The organism is Gilliamella sp. BG3, from assembly GCF_046635605.1.
Lineage (GTDB): Bacteria > Pseudomonadota > Gammaproteobacteria > Enterobacterales > Orbaceae > Gilliamella > Gilliamella bombi.
Window position 1 is genome coordinate 1 of sequence record NZ_JBIDFE010000006.1, and the last position, 19,078, is coordinate 19,078.

A 19,078-nucleotide genomic window follows, 5' to 3' on the forward strand; every position below is an offset into this window, starting at 1 on the left:
TCTTTTTTAAAATTTTTGATCTCACTTAATCACCAACTCTTCGTCTGCTTGTCGCTGACTGCGTGTCAGTGGATGCGTATTATAGGGGTTTAAAAAAATTATACAAGAGATCATTACGCATTTTTTCTTGTTTGCATTTTTTTTGCTCAAGACGAGCTAAAAACAAACTAAGTTGAATTGTTGTAAAACCAAATTCTAATATTTAATATCTTTGGTAGGTCGATTATATTTCTTATAACAAACAAAATAGCTTTAAATTAAACACTCTTTATTAAGTTAGAATAAAAAGTACTTTTTACATTCGCTCATCCAGCTATCATATTACCTTTATATAAGAAACCTCATCTTTCTATGACGGCTTTGATTATTGATAGTATGGCTCTTGATTTTGAGTACTTCTTAATAATGGAGGTAAAAAGTGCTTTAAGTCATAGTCTAGCTGGTATTTTTCTATTTGATTTACCAATGACTTTAGTTATTGCTTATATTTTTCATTTTATCATTCGAAATGTTTTAATTAAAAATTTACCTAATTTCTTTTATAAGTGATTTGCTAATTATTTAACTTTCAACTGGAATAAATATTGCTGTTAGCATTGGTTAAGTTTTTTAACATCGGCAATTATTGGCATAATTTCTCATATTAGGTGGGACTCTTTTACTCATCCGTCAGGTTGTTTTGTTCAACTTTTTAGTTTATTACAACATGGTAGTTCATTAATTGGTATGAGTTTTGTGGGACTATTTATTATTTACCGATTGTAACATCTAAACAAAATAAAATTGGTTTTCCATACTGGAGCTTAGTAACACTTATTACTTTGCTTATTTTTGGCAACTATTCTTTTTCTACAAATCAGCTAGATATAACTGTTGTTACTTTTATTAGTGCCTGTTTTATTGGATTAACCATTACTCCACTGATACTTAAAAGTATAACTTTAATACAGCGTTTAATCTAAACACTGTATTAGTTAAAACAACAATCAAGATTGGTTTTTTATTCTTTTTGGTAGATCAGCCAAACTATCAATAATCAAATCAGCTTGTTCTAATGCCTCTTCTGTTATGGTATCACCCGTTTTTACTAACACAGTTTTTTTAACGCCAGCTTTTTTACCCGATAATAGGTCAGACACTCTATCTCCAACCATATAGGAATTAGCAATATCAATTTTTAGTTCTTTAGCTGCTGTTTGAATCATACCTGGACTTGGTTTGCGACATTCACAAGTATCCATTAACGGATCGTGAGGGCAATAATAGACACCATCTAAATCAACACCACGATCTTGCAAAGACCAATCCATCCATTCAGTCAAAGTATGAAATTGTTCTTCTGTAAATATATTTCTAGCAATACCTGATTGATTGGTTGTAATGACTAATAAAAAACCCATTTTCTTGAGCTCTTGCATTGCCTCAATAACACCGTCAATAAAGTGGAACTTATCAATTGTATGTACATAATTATAATCTATATTAATAGTACCATCTCGATCTAAAAAAATTGCTGGCTTCATATTTACTTTTTTTCCTTTTAATTTTAGATATTACTCTAATTCATATAGCATATTATTGATTGACTTAGATGTCTAGACGTCTTAATATTCATTTATTCATCTTTTGTTTTTATATATTATGATACAACTACAACATATTTCGAAAACATTTGAGCATAATAAAACCCCAATTTATGCTTTAAAAGACATTAATATCCATGTTCCCCAAGGGGGAATTTACGGTGTTATTGGCAAATCAGGGGCTGGGAAAAGCACACTTATTCGCTGCATTAACCTACTAGAAAAGCCGACTAGTGGGAAGATCTTCTTTGATAATCAAGAGATCACTAATCTATCTAATAGAAAATTAATTGAAATACGCCGAAAAATTAGTATGATTTTTCAACATTTCAATTTACTTTCCTCACGTACTGTATTTGATAATATCGCTTTCCCTCTAGAACTCAATAAAACGCCTAAAATAGCAATTAAGCAGAAAGTAAATGAGCTTATGGAATTAGTCGGATTGACAGAGAAAGCGAATGTTTATCCAACTAATTTATCTGGAGGACAAAAACAACGTGTTGCTATTGCGAGAGCTTTGGCAAGTGACCCCAAAGTATTATTATGTGATGAAGCAACCAGTGCGCTTGATCCTGAAACAACACGTTCAATTTTGTCATTACTAAAAGATATTAACCAAAAATTAGGATTAACAATTTTATTAATTACTCATGAAATGGATGTAGTAAAACAAATTTGTGATCAAGTAGCTGTTATAAGTGATGGCGAACTAGTTGAACAGTCATCAGTAGGCGAAATGTTTTCTCATGCTAAAACAGATATTGCACGACAATTTATTCAATCAACCTTACACCTTAGTATTCCAAATGATTATTTAATAAGGCTATCATCTGAACACAAAGAAGGACTCAATCCGCTATTACGTTTAGAATTTACAGGAGTCTCCGTTGATTTACCATTATTATCTCAAATCGCTAAAGAATTCGAAATTGATAGTAACATTATCAGTGCACAAATGGATTATGCTGGAGGAGTCAAATTTGGCTTAATGTTAGCAGAAATGAAAGGAAAACAAAAAAGTATGGCATCAGCAATTCAATTCTTAGAAAAAAATAATACTAAAGTAGAGGTGCTCGGCTATGTTTGATTTTATTCCTTCATTTAAACCTTTTGAATCATTATTTCGATATTTAACTCAATATAATTTTTGGGCTGACTTTGTTGCTTTTTGTTCATCATTTAATGGTTTTAATGAAGCAATGCTGTTCAAAATGGCACAAGCAACAGATGAAACTCTATTTATGGTCATCTTATCAGGTTTTTGGGGAACGATAATTGGATTACCCGTTGGTATATTACTTTATACGACGCGTAAAGGACAAATATTGGATTGTTATGTCGCTAATAGCATTATTTCTTTTATTACTAATGTATTTCGTTCAATCCCTTTTATCATATTAATTGTATGGATTATTCCTTTCACCACAATTTTAATGGGCACCTTTATAGGTAAACAAGCTGCAGTGGTACCATTAAGTATTGGTGTATCGCCATTAATTGCACGTATGATAGAAAATGCATTATTAGATGTTCCCAAAGGATTAATAGAGGCTGCACGCTCAATGGGTGCAACACCACTACAAATTATATATAAAGTTTTATTACCTGAGTCATTGCCTATAATTGTCAATAGTATGACAATTACTTTAATTACTTTGACAGGATATATTGCAATGGCTGGAGCTGTTGGCGCAGGAGGCCTTGGGCAACTTGCTATTCAATATGGTTACAACGGCTACAAGCCAGCTATAATGAATACTGTTTTAGTTATATTAATTATTATTGTCTTTATTATTCAATTTATTGGCAATATGATTGTTAAACGCGTCACGCATCATTAATTTTGGAGAAATATATGTCTATTAAAAAGCTAGCACTTATTACCACATTGGTAAGTGCATTTTTTCTAACTGGCTGTGATAATAATAAACAAACAGCCACAACAGATAACAAACCAACAGAACCAACTAAAGTAAACGTTCTAAAAGTCGGAGTAATTTCAGGCCCTGAACAAGAAGTTGCTGAAGTAGTTAAACAACAAGCAAAAGATCTTTATAATCTAGATGTTGAACTAGTTATTTTTAACGATTACGTAACCCCAAATCAAGCATTAAATGATGGCTTAATTGATGTAAATGCTTTCCAACATAAACCTTATTTAGATGAACAAATGAAAGAACGTGGCTATAAATTAGCTGTAGTAGGTAATTCATTTGTTTATCCTATTGCAAGCTATTCTCATAAACTAAAACCAATTGATGAATCAATAGAAACAGGCGAAGGCGTAAAAGTCACTTCACCACGCGGTGAAGCGTTTTTCATTCCAGCTAACTCAACGATTGCTATTCCTAATGACCCTACAAACTTAGGACGTGCATTACTATTATTACAACATGAAGGGATGATTACGGTTGATAAATCTAAAGGTTTACTACCAACTGTACTTGATATTACAAGTAACCCTTATAACTACAATATTTTAGAACTTGAAGCTCCAATGTTACCTCGTTCATTGGATGATGCCCAAGTTGATCTTGCAATCATCAATAACGCATTTGCAGGACAAGCAAACCTAACACCAAGTAAAGATGGTATTTTTGTTGAGGATAAAGAATCACCATATGTCAACATTATTGTTTCGCGTGAAACGGATAAAGATAATGAAAATGTGAAAAATTTTGTAAAAGCATACCAAACCGAAGCTGTTGCACAAAACGCTGACCAAATTTTTAATGGTGGAGCTATTCGCGGTTGGTAATAATTTATAAATAGATATTAGCCTAATATTAAATCCGCCGATCTTTGTATCGATCGGCGGAAATAGAGATAGTAATTAAATGACTTAACAAAACTGCTACTCATAAACAAAATTATCGACCAATAATGACATATCAAATTGAACCAATCGGTATTATCCGCTCACCGTATAGTGAAAAATTTGCCGTTCCAAGACAACCCAATCTAGTTAGTGCAGGACAAGGGGAACTTTATTTATTAGCACCTTATAATGACCCTATCAGTGTAAAAGGATTAGAACAATTTTCACATTTATGGCTATTATTCCTATTTCACCATGTTGCCCCTGAAAAATGGAGATTAACCGTTCGCCCTCCTCGTTTAGGCGGTAATAAAACAATGGGGGTGTTTGCTACACGATCGCCATTTAGACCTAATCATATTGGGCTTTCAGCAGTAGAGTTAAAAGATATCATCATAGAAAATAAGCAAGTAGTCTTAAAATTAGGAAGTCTCGACTTAGTCGATGGCACACCAATTATTGATATCAAGCCTTATCTCCCTTATTCCGATAGCTACTCAGAAGCACTTGCAGGATACGCACAATCTACTCCTGAAAAAAAAATAACAGTAGAGTTCTCACAAAAAGCACGATTATCTTTGGATTTACAAAAACAAAGTTATCCTCAACTCGCCGAATTAATTACACAAGTAATATCCCAAGATCCAAGACCAGCCTATAAACAAAAAAACATTAATGAACAAGCATACGGACTTGCACTTTACCATTTTAATATTAAATGGAGAATCGTAAATCAACATGCCATTGTTGAAGATATTTATGTAGAAAGTAAATGAAAATAATTTTTATGAATTTCAAAAAGTTAAGGCTAAAAAATTTTTTATTAATTTCAATGTAAAATAGTTTTGTAAATTTACTTTACAAAATTTTTATATAAAACCGATAAAATAAATTGGTATCTTTTTTCTATTCTGTTAAATTGAATACGGGTTTAATTCCCTATATTTCACTTTACCACTAAGGTGTTAATAACCTTAGTGGTATTTTTCTATTAAGATCAATGATAATGTAGGTTACTTGTACTTCTAATTTCAGCAATATCAATTGCATCAAACAGATAATGCTTTCCACAATAATCACAATGGATATCAATCTTTCCCTCGTTTTCCTTTAGGATTTCATCAATCTCATTAGCTGGTAAAGTCATTAAACTATCTTCACAACGTTGACGTGAACATCCACACTTAAAAGTAATATCATGCGTTTCAAAAAGACGTACTTCTTCTTGATTATATAAACGATATAAAATCTCATCAGTAGAAAGTTGAAATAACTCATCACTAGTGATTGTCTCAGTTAAAGTGCTAACATGCTCAAATGATTCAACTGTATTTTCATTAGCAGGTAAAACTTGCAATAAAATACCTGCTGCTATTGGTTTATTATCATGTACACCTATTTTTACAAATAGACGAGTAGGGAGCTGTTCTGATTGTATAAAGTAATTTTCGATACAACCAATAAGTGTATCTTTTTCCAGACCAACGATACCTTGATAACGCTCACCATTTTTAGGGGTAATAGTAATAACGACATAGCCATTACCCACCATCTCTTTAAGTGTTGCATTATCAGCGATTTCACCGCTAACCCGAGCAACACCGCGTAGCTGCTGTTGATCATTACCATTAACAACCGCTAAAGATAACGCTCCATCACCTTGTAACTGAACAGCAATATCGCCTTCAAATTTTAGTGTTGCAGTTAATAAACTAGTTACAACCAATAATTCACCAAGCAATTTTTGCACTGCTATTGGATAAGTATGATTATCTAAAATCGCTTGATATGTCTGTTCCAGTCGGGTAATTTCACCACGAATAGGGTGATTATCAAATAAAAAACGGTTCAAAGTATCCATATTAATCATTGCCATCTTTTTGCCTATCATATTTAAATTTAATCAAATTACGCCGTTCCTTTTTATCAGGCCGTCTATCTGGATGCGGCATTGTCAATGCATTAAGTTTACGCGCTTGCGCTATTTTTTCTCGTTTTGTAATACTGTCAGGAGTTTCTTGATAAAGTTGCTGGGCTTCAATGGCAGTTTTTCGTTGTTCACTAATGGCTAAAACCCGAACTGTTTTTTGATCAGAGCCTTGGCGAAGCGTTAAGATTGCACCGACTTCAACAAGCTTACTTGGTTTGGTACGTTGGCCATTATAATGCACTTTGCCACCATCAACCATTTCTCGTGCTAACGATCGAGACTTATAAAATCTTGCCGCCCAAAGCCATTTATCTAATCTTATAAGCACTATTACTACCTCATATTACTTATTATTGAGTTTTTTAAGCTCAAATGAACATAATAACTTAAACATCTTAACGATGTTATATAAGGATGCTTTTGTAAAAATCAATGCGCAAGATTAATGATATACTCATTCCCATTTGCCGAAAATTTACCTGAGAAATTAAATGGTTGTAATTTACCATGTAAATTAGCTGAGTAATTCGTAGCATTTGGCGGTTGTTTTATCAATTTCCAATTTTCTAGTAGTGAACTTGTTACACCATAAGCATCAAATTGCAAAGATAGCGGTTCATTTTGCGATAAATCAACTTTTGCTCTCGACTCAATTATTCCTCCATTAGTTAAAGAACTAAAAGTTAATGAAGGATGGTTATCAGAATCAAATTTGAGAACAAGATCTGGATAACGAATATCTATTCGATTTAACGAAGCTTTTTCAGATTTCAAAAAAACAGTTCCTGAAAATAGTCCTAATTTTTGCGCTTTTGCTAAAGTGATATCTTTACCTGAAGCTTGAAAATTATATAAACTAAAAGGAAAATCGCTCTGCTTTCTAATTATCAAACTCTGAAAAACATTCAGCTTATCAAGCTTAATATTTCTAAAAATATTAGGTAACAGAGTCTGTCCCAAATTTTCAGGAATCTCATAGACAATATCCGCTAACATTAATTGATCTAGATGTAAGGTATTATCTTTCCACTTACCAGAAAAATTTATACTACCTTTATTCCATTTTGCTAATACTTTTTGAATTGTCGCTTCTTGGTTTTGAAATGATAATTGTGCTAATACCGACGAAAATAACTGATTATGCCAAACTAGTTCCTCGGCAGTAAAAATAAAGGAGCCCTGTTCGAAATGCCATTGCCCATCATAACGAAGATTCGTCGCTTCAATATTGCCTTTTTCCATTAAAAAACTAGGCAACTGAATACTACTTTCCTGTATTGATAGTTGTTTGATTGTTAGCTTTGGCAGGACATGAGAATCTTTATCAAAAAAATCATCATCGGTTGATTGAAAATGTATATTATGCAACTTTAATTGTTCGATATCTAAAATATTGTCGGCCTGTATTTTTAATTTACTGACAAAAAATCCGTCTTTAATATTTCCACCTAAATTAGTAATCGTAGTAATACCATCTCGATGGAAACCTTGAATAAGCAAGGATTTCATTGGTATTTGATTTACCAAAGCTTCTTGAGAAGTAAAATCAAATTGATATTTATCTCCCCCTGATGAAAAAAAAGGTTGAATCCCTCCATTGATTTTGAAGAAAGAAAGTTTGTCTTTTCCATTATTAGCCAGAATATTAATGGTTGAATTAACAAATTTTAGTGTGTTTGTTGAAAAAGCATATTGACTAGATTGAGTATTATTAATAGTGCCATTAATAACAGTAATATATTTAAAATGATTCAATTGCCATAAATCACTTTTATCAAGCCCTACAACTAATTTAGGGACATTAACAATCTCTTGATTATTATCATTGACAACAACATCATCAAAAACCAATTCATAAAAATTTGAAAAAGAGTGATGAACACTGCCGATTGAGATTGTATATGAACTTAATTTAGATAACTGATAACTAACTAATTTTGCTCCGAACGAAGTTTGTAAAACAAAATAAGACAACAATAAAAAAAACCAAACGATGGACAGAGAAATGATTATATAAAATCGGAATTGCCGCATAAATAAATGTAATTATTATAATGAACTACTAAATAGTTATATTACGATAACCGATTTTTATAAAAATATCATCTCATTTTCAGTATAAATAATTTGTTATTAAACTAACTTTACAGTTAATATATAAATATTCACTTTAACGTTTTTAAATAAACAAAAAACAATTAACTTTCTCTTTCTTTTGATTAAGATAAGGGATAATTATTTTTATTTACTAAAATAAGTAAAAACGGGAGATACCTAGATGAAACAAATCCCAATGACAGTAAAGGGAGCTGAACTATTACGAGCCGAATTAGAAGAGTTAAAGAATGTCAAAAGACCACAAATAACGGCAGCAATAGCAGAGGCAAGAGCTCATGGCGATTTAAAGGAAAACGCTGAATACCATGCAGCAAGAGAACAGCAAGGTTTTTGTGAGGGTCGTATTCAAGAAATCGAAGGTAAATTATCACAAGCTCAAATTATTGATATTACCAAAGTAAAAAATACTGGTCGTATTATTTTTGGTGCTACAGTAACAGTAATAAATATTGAAACGGACGAAGAGACAACATATCGCATAGTGGGTGATGATGAAGCTGACTACAGACAAAATCTTATTTCAGTCAACTCACCTATTGCCAGAGGGTTAATTGGCAAAGAAGATGGTGATACAGTACAAATTAAAACCCCAGGGGGTGATGTAGAATTTGATATTGTTAAAGTTGAATATATCTAATTATTAAATAAACCACTTACAAAAGCAGATGATAAATGCAACAGGGCTAAGCCCTGTTACATTTATTTAGGTAGGGAAATTTTCTTATCTTCGCTTGGTCTAAAAATAGTGAAATTAGAACCAACCAATTGCACTGCTAACGCTTTTGTTTCGCGTACAATTGCATCACAAATAAGCTTTTTTGTTTCACGATCTTCAGCAGAAACCTTAATTTTAATCAACTCATGGAAATTTAAAGCGTTGTCAATCTCGGCAAGTACACCCTCGGTAAATCCATTAGCCCCAATCATCACTATAGGTTTTAAATGATGAGCTTCACTTTTTAAATACTGTTTTTGTTTATTCGATAAATTCATTAAATTTTTATCACATTAAGTTGTAATTTTGCTATTCTACCCTTATATATGTTTGTAATCAATGAAGTGACCTTTTACATTAAGGATTTATTAGTTGTGAGTAATAAAAAACGCTCAGCAAGTTCAACGCGCTGGCTCAATGAGCATTTTAATGATCGCTTTGTACAACAAGCACACAAAAAAGGGCTCCGATCTAGAGCTTGGTTCAAACTTGAAGAAATTCAAAAAAGTGACAAATTATTTAAGCCCGGAATAACGGTTGTTGATTTAGGTGCAGCCCCAGGAGGTTGGTCACAATATGTCGCATCGCTTATCGGCAATAAAGGGCGTATTATTGCCTGTGACTTACTTCCCATGGATCCCATTGTTGGCGTTGACTTTCTTCAAGGCGATTTTCGGGATGACGCAGTTTTAAAAGCATTACTTGAACGAGTTGGCGAAGAAAAAGTCCAAGTTGTCATGTCAGACATGGCGCCCAACATGAGCGGTCAACCTGCAGTTGATATACCTAGAGCAATGTATTTAGTTGAACTAGCGTTAGATATGTGTAAAGACGTACTTGCTCTTAATGGTAATTTTATTGTTAAAGTGTTTCAGGGCGAAGGATTTGAAGAGTACCTAAAGCAAGTCCGTTCAATATTTAAAACGGTCAAAATTCGTAAGCCTGAAGCCTCACGAACACGATCTCGAGAAGTTTATATTGTTGCAATGGGTATGAAGTAGCCAGTTGTATAATTTTGTAGTACCATACTTTGTTAAATTTAGTCGTAACTGTTAATTTTTATGAGAGGTTTTTCTTTTGAACGACATGATAAAGAATTTACTGATCTGGGGAATTATCGCTGTAGCATTGATTGTTGGATTTAGCCAATTCAGCTCAATATCTAATAGTGGACCTCAAGTCAATTATACCCAATTTAATTCCGATATCGCAGCTGGTAATCTCCAAGAAGTGCATATTAACGGACGAGAAATTGTTGCCACAACTAAAAATAAAGGCAATTACACTACATATATCCCTTACCTTGATGGAAAATTAATGGATGATTTATTGGCCAATAAAGTACCTGTTTATGGTAAACCCGATGAAAGACCAAACTTAATCACCAGCATTCTTATCTCTTGGTTTCCTATGATTTTGCTTATTGGTTTTTGGCTCTTTATGATGCGTCAAATGCAAGGTGGTGGTAAAGGTGGACCAATGTCAGTTGGTAAAAGTAAAGCAAAAATGCTAACGCCAGACCAAGTCAAAACAAAATTTACCGATGTTGCCGGAAGTGAAGAAGCAAAACAAGAAGTCACCGAAGTTGTCGACTTTTTACGCGATCCAGGCAAATATCAAAAACTGGGAGGACGCATACCAAAAGGGATTTTAATGGTAGGACCTCCAGGAACAGGTAAAACTTTACTAGCAAGAGCTATTGCAGGTGAAGCCAATGTGCCTTTTTTTAGCATTTCAGGTTCTGACTTTGTTGAGATGTTTGTGGGAGTGGGGGCTTCGCGAGTGCGAGATCTCTTTGAACAAGCACGTAAGCACGCACCTTGTATTATCTTTATTGACGAAATTGATGCCGTCGGACGCAAGCGTGGTGCTGGCTCAATGGGAGGTCATGATGAACGAGAACAAACATTAAACCAAATGTTGGTTGAAATGGATGGGTTTGAGGCTAATAGCGGCATTATTATCATCGCAGCAACTAACCGAGTTGATATTTTAGATTCGGCGTTACTCCGTCCTGGTCGTTTTGACCGCCAAGTGCAAATTGGTTTACCAGACATGAAAGGCCGTGAACAAATTCTTGCCGTTCATGTACGCAAAGTTCCGTTAGGTTCTGATGTCAACTTATCGGTATTAGCTCGTGGCACACCAAATTACTCTGGTGCAGAACTTGCTAATTTAGTTAACGAAGCAGCTTTATTTGCTGCACGTCGAAACAAACGAGTAGTTACCATGGAAGAATTTGAGGAAGCCAAAGACAAAATCAATATGGGAACTCAACGCCGTTCATTATCTATGACGAAAGAACAATTAACTAATACTGCTTATCACGAAGCTGGACATGCGATTGTTGGCTATCTTGTGCCAGATCATGATCCACTTCATAAAGTAACTATTATCCCTCGTGGGCGCGCATTAGGTGTAGCATTCTTTTTACCTGAAGGTGACCAAATTAGCCAAAGCCGAACTCAATTAGAATCAAAAATTTCTACCGCTTATGCAGGCCGAATTGCTGAAGGATTAGTCTTTGGTGAAGATAAAATTACGTCGGGGGCATCAAGTGATATTCAATATGCATCTAATGTTGCTCGAGCAATGGTAACCCAATGGGGATTCTCAGAACGTTTACCACCTGTATTATTTGAGTACGAAGAATCATCTTATGGGCCATTGAAAAAAATCTCAGATAGTACAGCTCAAATTATTGATGAAGAAGTTGACGCTATTATTCAACGTAACTATCAACGTGCAAAAACGATCCTAACTGAAAATATTGATATTCTTCACGCTATGAAAGATGCACTATTAAAATATGAAACAATCAATAAACAACAAATTGATGAACTTATGAATCGTCAACCGGTCACACCACCTGATGATTGGACGGAAAGCGATGAAAAAGCAGCAAATGGAGGTAGTGATACACCACTACAATCAAAAAGTTAATTTGCTTTAATAAAATATAACGCGCTTACAGCGCGTTTTTTATCGGTAAACTAAAAATAGCTTATCAATAAATTTGCAGGAATAAAGCAACGATTATATTGAAAATTTTACTTTAATTATGCTTAATAATTTTGAAGATCATTTAAACAACTGCATCATTAATTTTAATCAAATAAGGCTTTTAATCATGGAAATACATTTTCAAAATCATGTGATGGATCTTTCATTCCCACAAGTGATGGGCATCGTTAATATGACGCCAGATTCATTTTCTGACGGTGGTAATTATAACAACCTTGATGATGCTATGCGTCGAGTTGACAGTATGATCCAAGCTGGTGCAACATTTATTGATGTCGGCGGCGAATCAACACGCCCTGGTGCAACTGAAGTGTCTGTCGATGAAGAGCTTAACCGTGTTATTCCATTAGTTGAAAAAATTGCCCATTATTTTGATGTTTGGATTTCGGTTGATACATCAAAACCACAAGTCATGACCGAATCTGCCAAAGCAGGAGCCCATCTAATTAATGATATTAGAGCTTTAACAGAACCAGGTGCGGTTGAAGCAGCTGCACAAACAGGATTACCTGTTTGCATTATGCATATGCAAGGCGCTCCTAAAACTATGCAAAATGCGCCATACTATGAGCTAGATATCTATCAAGAAGTCGATAATTTTTTTACAAAACAGATCCAACGTTGCATAAACGAAGGCATTGACCGTCAAAAAATCATACTCGACCCTGGTTTTGGGTTTGGTAAAACACTAATGCACAATTACCGGCTATTAGCAACACTTGAACGGTTTCACCACTTAAACCTTCCTTTATTAGTAGGCATGTCCCGAAAATCCATGATAGGACAAGTATTAAATGTACCACCGCAAGAACGTACACTCGGTAGTGTTACATGTGCAGTAATTGCGGCAATGAAAGGAGCAAAAATTATTCGCGTACACGATGTAAAGGAAACTTTCAATGCACTAAGGATTGTACAAGCAACCCTTGCAGAACAAGATTCCTTTTGAGATTGTAAAATCGTTGTATTTTTTCGAACAAGCTTTTTCATATATAACATTGATTTTAATTAATTTATATCTAATTATTTTTTAGTGAAATCAAATGATTATAAAGTAATTTTATTTAATATTTAGTTTTTATAATTAAAAATAATAAAATAAAAAATTATCGTTTTAATTTAATTTTTTATTGTTTAATTAATTTCCCAATGCTATACTGTGTTCACTTTTTATAAAACGAAAGGATTTAAAAATGAACACAGATACGACTAAAACACATTCTCGATTGAATCAATATTGTCGAATTATGGCATTACTAACATTAATTCCAATTCTAATTTTGTTAATTGGCGCAATATCTCCATTCTTATATTATTTTTTTGATAGACAAGATATTGGACTTGTAGGGTTTACTTTCTCCTCTGGTGGGTGGGAGAATGTTGATCCTGTATCTTTATCTGGATGGCAAGCGGCTATTGCAACATTAATGGATACTTCATTAATACTTCTTTTAGTTTATGCGTTTTATCAACTTAGACTACTGTTTATCAATTACAGTCAATCCGAATATTTCTCAGTAAAATCAGCCAACCATTGTTACATCTTTGGCAAATTGCTTGTTTGTTGGGTGGTTATAAGTTTTTTATCTGAACCGTTATTAACAACGATCTTAACTTATAATCAAGAGGAATCAGCACGTTACTTTTCTATTTCTTTTTCTAGTGATGAAATTATAACGTTATTTCTTGCGATTAGTATTATGCTCATTGGTCAAATACTAAAAAAGGCCTGCCAACTAGCTGAAGAAAATAAACAATTTATTTAAAAGGAGTCATATGTGCCAATTATAATAAATTTAGACGTAATGCTTGCTAAACGTAAAGTTAAATCAAAAGATCTAGCGGTAGCAGTTGGTATTACAGAACAAAATTTATCATTACTTAAGCAAGGTAAAGTAAAAGGATTTAGACTAGCAACACTCGAAGCAATCTGCAAACATCTAGATTGCCAACCAGGTGATATACTAGAATATACCAACGAAGAATAACTTATTAACTTATTGCAAGTAATGCTGCCTCTTGCGCGTGAATTAAGGCTGTATCAAAAAAAGGGATATTACGATCGGATTGAGAGATTAATAACCCAATTTCCGTACAGCCTAAAATAACACCTTCTGCGCCATTTTTAATGAGTTTATCAACAATATTAAGATAGGCTTGCTTAGAATCAGGCTGAATAATACCTTTGCAAAGTTCATCATAAATGATCTCATTAATAATATTTCTGTCTTGAGATTCAGGAATAAGCACATTTAAATTTTTATCGATCAGTTTAGATTTATAAAAGTCCTGCTCCATTGTATATTTAGTACCTAACAAAGCGACCGATTTAATATTTTGTGCGAGTAAATGTTTAGCTGTCACATCGGCAATATGAATAATCGGAATATTAATTGCTTTTTGAATTTGATCTGCAACTTTATGCATAGTATTGGTACAAATAACAATAAAATCTGCACCAGCTAATTCAACTCTTTTAGCCGCATCAATTAAAATTTCTGCGCTTTTGTTCCACTCATTATTAGCTTGGCAACTTTCAATTTCTTGAAAATCAACGCTATATAAAATCGTTTTTGCTGAATGCAGGCCTCCTAATGATTTAGCAATAGTTTGATTAATAACTTGATAATAAGTTGTTGTACTTTCCCAACTCATACCCCCGATTAAACCAATTGTTTTCATTCTAAAAATTCCTTATAGAAAGTTTATGATTTTTGATATTAAAATAATTTTATTCTTAACTATATTGTAGAATGTGTAAAGTTATTTCAATTGTGGTAGAGTTAGGTGGAATTTAATTAGTACTTGTTTAAGCAATCAATGGTTAATTATCGCTATGAAGGTATTGTGTTTTTACTTAGCAAGCAAAAACATCTACTAAATTTTATCTTTAGAAAAAAATTTTATTAACAAAATAAAGAAATATTGTTCAATATAAAACAGTTTAAGGAATAAAAAGTACGGTTGGTAGCGTAAACACATCCACCAATACCTAACTTAAGTAACCTGCTATGACTTTAATGGCGATAATAGCTACAATAGCAACTATTTATATTCTTGAGCAAGAAAATTCTTTTTCTTATATTCATGTCAACTACATAAAAAGGACTAACGCATCGAAATTAACTGAAGTATTGCTGAAATGTTTAACATCACTAGGATAAAATAGTTAATCTGATAAGATGAAAAATTAAATTCGGAATAAATATCTTATTTATTATAAAAAACCCAGCAAATGCTGGGTTAAAAACTTTTGTTATTTTATTAAATTTTAGTTGTAAACGTACGAGCAATAACATCACGTTGTTGTTCTGCTGTTAATGAGTTAAAACGTACTGCATAACCAGAAACACGAATTGTTAATTGTGGGTATTTTTCTGGGTGTTTTACAGCGTCTTCTAAAGTTTCACGACGAAGAACGTTCACATTTAAATGTTGACCACCTTCAACTTTTACAGTTGGAGCAACATCTAATGGAACTTCGCGATATTCGAATTGACCAAGTTCTGCAGTAGGAATGATTTGATCTTCTTTATAAACTGATTTAGCAGCTACACAACGAGCTTCTTTTGTAGAGTCGTCTAATAACCAGAAAGAGTTTAGAAGTGCTGAGTTGTCTGCTTTAGTAATTTGGATACCTGTAATCATTTTAAATCCTCCTAACGGGGCCTTATTGCCCTAAAATAATTATGGTTAATATAGCACTTTAAAAATTTGATAAAAGTCAAAAAAAACTATTGCTTCGATAAGTAATACCTTTAATTTCTATTTTCTTTTGTGATAGGTTATTATGTAGAAATATATTAGTTATTGCCCAGAAACACTGGCATTATTGATGAGTGATATCAAAATATGACAACAAAATTGACTTGGCATGAAGTTATTGGTGCAGAAAAACAAAAACTTTATTTTCAACAAATAATGCAATTTGTAAAGACTGAGCGTGCTAATGGCAAGATAATTTACCCGCCTCAGCATGATGTGTTTAATGCGTTTCGTTTTACACCATTTGATCAAATCAAAGTGGTGATTTTAGGGCAAGATCCTTATCATGGTCCTAATCAAGCTCACGGTCTTTCTTTTTCTGTTTTACCCGGAGTTAAGACACCACCATCGTTAGTTAATATTTATAAAGAACTGGCAACCGATATTGATGGTTTTACAATTCCTTCTCATGGCTATTTAGCTTCTTGGGCTGCTCAAGGTGTATTACTATTAAATAATGTGTTGACTGTTGAAGCGGGGCAAGCGCATTCTCATGCAAAAATAGGTTGGGAAACTTTTACTGATAATGTGATAGCAGCAATCGATGAGTATCTTGAAGGTGTGGTTTTTTTATTGTGGGGATCTCCTGCACAAAAAAAGGGACAGTTTATTAATCGCCAAAAACATCATGTATTAACATCGGTGCATCCATCACCATTATCAGCTCATCGTGGATTTTTTGGCTGTAAGCACTTTTCCAAAGCGAATGATCTTATTATGCAACAAGGTAAAAAAGCAATAGATTGGCAACCAAGACTAGCGGAAAAACAAACATGAGTAATAATAAAAGACGCCGAACAAGTTTGCAGGAAATTGCAAATTTAATCGGGATTAGTAAAATGACAGTGAGTCGTTTTTTACGCGATCCCAATCTTGTATCTAAACCACTTCAATTACAAATTTCAGCCGCAATAGATAAGTTAGGATATATTCCTAATAAAGCTCCCGATATGCTGTCTAACGCTAAAAGTAATGCCATTGGTATTGTGTTCCCTTCTTTAACCAATCAGGTTTTCGCCGATATTTTAAAAGGTATTGAGATGGTGACTGATATAAGAGGATATCAAACCATGATCACTCATACCGGATACAGTGCTGACAAAGAAGAGTTACGCTTACGCTCATTACTTTCTTATAATATTGACGGATTAATTTTAACGGAAAGAACGCATACTCCAGCAACATTAAAGATGATTGAAATTTCGGGTGTTCCTGTGGTTGAAATTATGGACAGTGTTTCGCCTTGTCTTGATATGGCTGTAGGATTTGATAATTTTACTGCAACCAGAAATATGATTCATCGTATGATAGATAGAGGTCGTCGTAATATTGTCTATTTTAGTGCAAGACAAGATCAACGAAGTATTATTCGTCAAAAAGGGTATGAAAAGGCTATGGAAGAAGCTAGATTGACACCTCGGACGCTAGCGACTAAAGAAGCATCATCTTATGAATTAGGGGCAAGATTTTTACATCAAATTTTAAAAGAGTTTCCTTGTGTTGATGGTATTTTTAGTACCAATGATGATTTGGCTTTAGGGGTATTACTTGAATGCCAACGGGTGGGGATTGAAGTGCCAAAACAGATAGCGATTGTTGGATTTCATGGACACCAAATTGGTCAATTTATGAATCCCAAATTGGCATCTATACAAACACCGAGAATTGAAATGGGAAAAATTGCAGCGGAGCTGTTATTAAAACGGATTAATGGTGAACAAATTGATAAAAAAGTGATTGATTTACCTGTTGAGTATTTAAACGGAGAAAGTATTTAATAAAGTAGAAGATGACATTGATAATGATTTAACCTTACCACGTTTAGTGATAAGGTTATTAGTAATAATTACAACCCTTTAGGGTTTTCACCGTATTGGTTGCTGCCTGGTGTTGAGTCCATTACGCAGAATACTAATATAATAATACCACCAATGTATGGAATAAATTGTAACAAAATCCACCAACCTGATTTACTTATATCATGTAAGCGGCGTACAGTAACAGCTAAACTAGGAAGGAATAATGCCAACACTAAGATAGCGGTTATAGCTAAGGGACTTCCAATCATTTTATCAATGATTATCGTGATGAAAGTTAAAATAATATAGAATAAAACGAACATCCAATATTCTTTACGACGAGCTCGACCATTAAAATTTGCATAATTTTTTGTAATACAATCAATAAACCAATTCATTCCTATATTCCTTTTTTTAATTAATTACTGAAATAAATTATTTGGGGCCGCTATTTTAATGAAAAAAAAACGAAAATAAAACTGATTTTTATCGTTAAATTTTTTTATTTTTATTTTTTATCAATATTTACATTGCCTATAAGGCTGTTGATTTCAGGTTTTCATAAAGTGATAACTATGTTAGAATTATCGCTCAGTGGTTATTTATACCAGCTAACAGATTATAGAAAATAACACTGAGGCCATCCATGAAAATAGTTGAAGTAAAACACCCTCTTGTACGCCATAAAATTGGATTAATGCGTGAACACGATATTAGTACCAAAGAATTTCGTGCTCTTGCCAGCGAAGTTGGCAGTTTATTAACTTATGAAGCAACTGCTGATCTACCTACCGAAACAGTAACAATAGATGGTTGGTGTGGACCTGTTCAAGTAGAACGTATTAAGGGTAAAAAAATTACGGTTGTACCTATTTTGCGTGCTGGCTTAGGTATGATGGATGGTGTGCTTGAGCATGTGCCAAGTGCCCGTATTAGCGTTGTTGGTTTTTACCGTAACGAAGAAACGTTAGAACCTGTTCCTTATTTTCAAAAACTAACCTCGGATATTGAAGATCGAATGGCTTTAGTTGTTGATCCAATGTTAGCTACAGGTGGCTCAATGGTGGCGACAATCGATTTGCTTAAAAAAGCAGGTTGTAAAAATATTAAAGTATTAGTTTTAGTTGCTGCACCAGAAGGTATTAAAGTGCTTGAACAAGCTCACCCTGATGTTGAACTTTATACTGCATCGATTGATGAGAGGTTGAACGAAAAAGGCTACATACTACCTGGACTGGGTGATGCTGGAGACAAAATCTTCGGCACAAAATAAAATCTCAAAATTTAGACCGGTTAATCCGGTTTTTTTATGCCTGTTAATCA

The 19,078-nt window shown here is 33.5% G+C and carries 21 protein-coding genes and 1 pseudogene; 14 read left to right on the top strand and 8 right to left on the bottom strand.

The window, feature by feature from the left end; all coding sequences use genetic code 11:
- Positions 1 to 306: 306 nt before the first annotated feature.
- Positions 307 to 765: pseudogene (locus tag ACGH6S_RS03950) on the top strand (DUF4184 family protein); the annotation flags it as partial.
- A gap of 221 nt (positions 766 to 986) precedes the next feature.
- Here the strand turns inward: ACGH6S_RS03950 and gmhB are convergent.
- Positions 987 to 1,523: a D-glycero-beta-D-manno-heptose 1,7-bisphosphate 7-phosphatase gene (gene gmhB / locus ACGH6S_RS03955; RefSeq protein WP_174799254.1), complete on the bottom strand. Its 537-nt coding sequence runs from the start codon at positions 1,521 to 1,523 to the stop codon at positions 987 to 989.
- Between the two features lie 118 nt (positions 1,524 to 1,641).
- Here gmhB and metN point away from each other — a divergent pair, with 118 nt between their 5' ends.
- The 4 genes from metN (at position 1,642) to tsaA (ending at position 5,180) form a co-directional block, all read left to right on the top strand.
- Positions 1,642 to 2,673, top strand: a complete 1,032-nt coding sequence (gene metN, locus ACGH6S_RS03960) for a methionine ABC transporter ATP-binding protein MetN (RefSeq protein ID WP_065590426.1) — start codon at positions 1,642 to 1,644, stop codon at positions 2,671 to 2,673.
- 112 nt (positions 2,674 to 2,785) lie between these two features.
- Positions 2,786 to 3,427, top strand: coding sequence for a methionine ABC transporter permease MetI (locus ACGH6S_RS03965; protein WP_174799305.1), 642 nt, complete (start codon positions 2,786 to 2,788; stop codon positions 3,425 to 3,427).
- A gap of 14 nt (positions 3,428 to 3,441) precedes the next feature.
- Positions 3,442 to 4,344 (top strand): MetQ/NlpA family lipoprotein, encoded by a 903-nt coding sequence (locus ACGH6S_RS03970; protein WP_411578420.1) that lies wholly within the window; start codon positions 3,442 to 3,444, stop codon positions 4,342 to 4,344.
- A gap of 122 nt (positions 4,345 to 4,466) precedes the next feature.
- On the top strand, positions 4,467 to 5,180 hold the full coding sequence (gene tsaA, locus ACGH6S_RS03975) for a tRNA (N6-threonylcarbamoyladenosine(37)-N6)-methyltransferase TrmO (protein ID WP_411578423.1): 714 nt from the start codon (positions 4,467 to 4,469) through the stop codon (positions 5,178 to 5,180).
- Positions 5,181 to 5,401: 221 nt separating this feature from the next.
- Here tsaA and hslO read toward each other — a convergent pair whose 3' ends face one another.
- From hslO to ACGH6S_RS03990, 3 genes are all read right to left on the bottom strand, one after another.
- Complete coding sequence (gene hslO, locus ACGH6S_RS03980) at positions 5,402 to 6,280, bottom strand: Hsp33 family molecular chaperone HslO (protein WP_411578419.1); 879 nt, start codon at positions 6,278 to 6,280, stop codon at positions 5,402 to 5,404.
- Positions 6,267 to 6,662, bottom strand: a complete 396-nt coding sequence (gene hslR, locus ACGH6S_RS03985) for a ribosome-associated heat shock protein Hsp15 (protein WP_296301292.1) — start codon at positions 6,660 to 6,662, stop codon at positions 6,267 to 6,269. Before hslR ends, hslO begins: the two co-directional genes overlap by 14 nt.
- A gap of 101 nt (positions 6,663 to 6,763) precedes the next feature.
- Complete coding sequence (locus ACGH6S_RS03990; RefSeq protein ID WP_174799256.1) at positions 6,764 to 8,308, bottom strand: hypothetical protein; 1,545 nt, start codon at positions 8,306 to 8,308, stop codon at positions 6,764 to 6,766.
- 304 nt (positions 8,309 to 8,612) lie between these two features.
- Here ACGH6S_RS03990 and greA point away from each other — a divergent pair, with 304 nt between their 5' ends.
- Positions 8,613 to 9,089 carry a transcription elongation factor GreA gene (greA, locus tag ACGH6S_RS03995; protein WP_034910774.1) on the top strand — a complete coding sequence of 159 codons (477 nt, stop codon included), beginning with the start codon at positions 8,613 to 8,615 and terminating at the stop codon, positions 9,087 to 9,089.
- A gap of 62 nt (positions 9,090 to 9,151) precedes the next feature.
- Here greA and yhbY read toward each other — a convergent pair whose 3' ends face one another.
- On the bottom strand, positions 9,152 to 9,445 hold the full coding sequence (gene yhbY / locus ACGH6S_RS04000; RefSeq protein ID WP_174799257.1) for a ribosome assembly RNA-binding protein YhbY: 294 nt from the start codon (positions 9,443 to 9,445) through the stop codon (positions 9,152 to 9,154).
- A gap of 96 nt (positions 9,446 to 9,541) precedes the next feature.
- On the opposite strand from yhbY, the gene rlmE reads away from it, so the two are divergent.
- The 5 genes from rlmE (at position 9,542) to ACGH6S_RS04025 (ending at position 14,179) form a co-directional block, all read left to right on the top strand.
- Positions 9,542 to 10,168: a 23S rRNA (uridine(2552)-2'-O)-methyltransferase RlmE gene (gene rlmE / locus ACGH6S_RS04005; protein WP_174799258.1), complete on the top strand. Its 627-nt coding sequence runs from the start codon at positions 9,542 to 9,544 to the stop codon at positions 10,166 to 10,168.
- Positions 10,169 to 10,244: 76 nt separating this feature from the next.
- Positions 10,245 to 12,110, top strand: a complete 1,866-nt coding sequence (ftsH, locus tag ACGH6S_RS04010) for an ATP-dependent zinc metalloprotease FtsH (protein ID WP_065590421.1) — start codon at positions 10,245 to 10,247, stop codon at positions 12,108 to 12,110.
- A gap of 187 nt (positions 12,111 to 12,297) precedes the next feature.
- Positions 12,298 to 13,140 (top strand): dihydropteroate synthase, encoded by an 843-nt coding sequence (gene folP, locus ACGH6S_RS04015; RefSeq protein ID WP_411578418.1) that lies wholly within the window; start codon positions 12,298 to 12,300, stop codon positions 13,138 to 13,140.
- A 244-nt stretch (positions 13,141 to 13,384) separates the two neighbouring features.
- A complete protein-coding gene (locus ACGH6S_RS04020; RefSeq protein WP_065590420.1) occupies positions 13,385 to 13,957 on the top strand; it encodes a DUF2975 domain-containing protein in 573 nt (190 codons plus the stop codon).
- A gap of 12 nt (positions 13,958 to 13,969) precedes the next feature.
- Positions 13,970 to 14,179 carry a helix-turn-helix domain-containing protein gene (locus ACGH6S_RS04025; RefSeq protein WP_034910784.1) on the top strand — a complete coding sequence of 70 codons (210 nt, stop codon included), beginning with the start codon at positions 13,970 to 13,972 and terminating at the stop codon, positions 14,177 to 14,179.
- A 4-nt stretch (positions 14,180 to 14,183) separates the two neighbouring features.
- Here the strand turns inward: ACGH6S_RS04025 and ACGH6S_RS04030 are convergent, their stop codons facing one another.
- Together ACGH6S_RS04030 and grcA are read right to left on the bottom strand one after the other, a co-directional pair.
- A complete protein-coding gene (locus ACGH6S_RS04030; RefSeq protein ID WP_174799260.1) occupies positions 14,184 to 14,873 on the bottom strand; it encodes an aspartate/glutamate racemase family protein in 690 nt (229 codons plus the stop codon).
- 582 nt (positions 14,874 to 15,455) lie between these two features.
- Positions 15,456 to 15,839: an autonomous glycyl radical cofactor GrcA gene (gene grcA / locus ACGH6S_RS04035; RefSeq protein ID WP_034910787.1), complete on the bottom strand. Its 384-nt coding sequence runs from the start codon at positions 15,837 to 15,839 to the stop codon at positions 15,456 to 15,458.
- Positions 15,840 to 16,043: 204 nt separating this feature from the next.
- Here grcA and ung point away from each other — a divergent pair, with 204 nt between their 5' ends.
- Complete coding sequence (ung, locus tag ACGH6S_RS04040; protein WP_065590418.1) at positions 16,044 to 16,733, top strand: uracil-DNA glycosylase; 690 nt, start codon at positions 16,044 to 16,046, stop codon at positions 16,731 to 16,733.
- Positions 16,730 to 17,734 carry a gluconate operon transcriptional repressor GntR gene (gene gntR, locus ACGH6S_RS04045; RefSeq protein WP_174799261.1) on the top strand — a complete coding sequence of 335 codons (1,005 nt, stop codon included), beginning with the start codon at positions 16,730 to 16,732 and terminating at the stop codon, positions 17,732 to 17,734. Before ung ends, gntR begins: the two co-directional genes overlap by 4 nt.
- 68 nt (positions 17,735 to 17,802) lie before the next feature.
- Here the strand turns inward: gntR and ACGH6S_RS04050 are convergent, their stop codons facing one another.
- Positions 17,803 to 18,153 carry a DUF805 domain-containing protein gene (locus ACGH6S_RS04050; RefSeq protein ID WP_174799262.1) on the bottom strand — a complete coding sequence of 117 codons (351 nt, stop codon included), beginning with the start codon at positions 18,151 to 18,153 and terminating at the stop codon, positions 17,803 to 17,805.
- A gap of 248 nt (positions 18,154 to 18,401) precedes the next feature.
- On the opposite strand from ACGH6S_RS04050, the gene upp reads away from it, so the two are divergent.
- On the top strand, positions 18,402 to 19,028 hold the full coding sequence (gene upp, locus ACGH6S_RS04055; protein WP_174799263.1) for a uracil phosphoribosyltransferase: 627 nt from the start codon (positions 18,402 to 18,404) through the stop codon (positions 19,026 to 19,028).
- The last annotated feature ends 50 nt before the right edge of the window (positions 19,029 to 19,078 follow it).

What these genes read in the sequence shown, in the direction of transcription:
- gmhB (WP_174799254.1), bottom strand. Translation starts at nt 1,523, where the DNA reads ATGAAGCCAGCAATTTTTTTAGATCGAGATGGTACTATTAATATAGAT.
- metN (WP_065590426.1), top strand. Translation starts at nt 1,642, where the DNA reads ATGATACAACTACAACATATTTCGAAAACATTTGAGCATAATAAAACC.
- ACGH6S_RS03965 (WP_174799305.1), top strand. Translation starts at nt 2,786, where the DNA reads ATGCTGTTCAAAATGGCACAAGCAACAGATGAAACTCTATTTATGGTC.
- ACGH6S_RS03970 (WP_411578420.1), top strand. Translation starts at nt 3,442, where the DNA reads ATGTCTATTAAAAAGCTAGCACTTATTACCACATTGGTAAGTGCATTT.
- hslO (WP_411578419.1), bottom strand. Translation starts at nt 6,280, where the DNA reads ATGGCAATGATTAATATGGATACTTTGAACCGTTTTTTATTTGATAAT.
- greA (WP_034910774.1), top strand. Translation starts at nt 8,613, where the DNA reads ATGAAACAAATCCCAATGACAGTAAAGGGAGCTGAACTATTACGAGCC.
- yhbY (WP_174799257.1), bottom strand. Translation starts at nt 9,445, where the DNA reads ATGAATTTATCGAATAAACAAAAACAGTATTTAAAAAGTGAAGCTCAT.
- folP (WP_411578418.1), top strand. Translation starts at nt 12,298, where the DNA reads ATGGAAATACATTTTCAAAATCATGTGATGGATCTTTCATTCCCACAA.
- ACGH6S_RS04020 (WP_065590420.1), top strand. Translation starts at nt 13,385, where the DNA reads ATGAACACAGATACGACTAAAACACATTCTCGATTGAATCAATATTGT.
- ACGH6S_RS04030 (WP_174799260.1), bottom strand. Translation starts at nt 14,873, where the DNA reads ATGAAAACAATTGGTTTAATCGGGGGTATGAGTTGGGAAAGTACAACA.
- grcA (WP_034910787.1), bottom strand. Translation starts at nt 15,839, where the DNA reads ATGATTACAGGTATCCAAATTACTAAAGCAGACAACTCAGCACTTCTA.
- ung (WP_065590418.1), top strand. Translation starts at nt 16,044, where the DNA reads ATGACAACAAAATTGACTTGGCATGAAGTTATTGGTGCAGAAAAACAA.
- gntR (WP_174799261.1), top strand. Translation starts at nt 16,730, where the DNA reads ATGAGTAATAATAAAAGACGCCGAACAAGTTTGCAGGAAATTGCAAAT.
- ACGH6S_RS04050 (WP_174799262.1), bottom strand. Translation starts at nt 18,153, where the DNA reads ATGAATTGGTTTATTGATTGTATTACAAAAAATTATGCAAATTTTAAT.
- upp (WP_174799263.1), top strand. Translation starts at nt 18,402, where the DNA reads ATGAAAATAGTTGAAGTAAAACACCCTCTTGTACGCCATAAAATTGGA.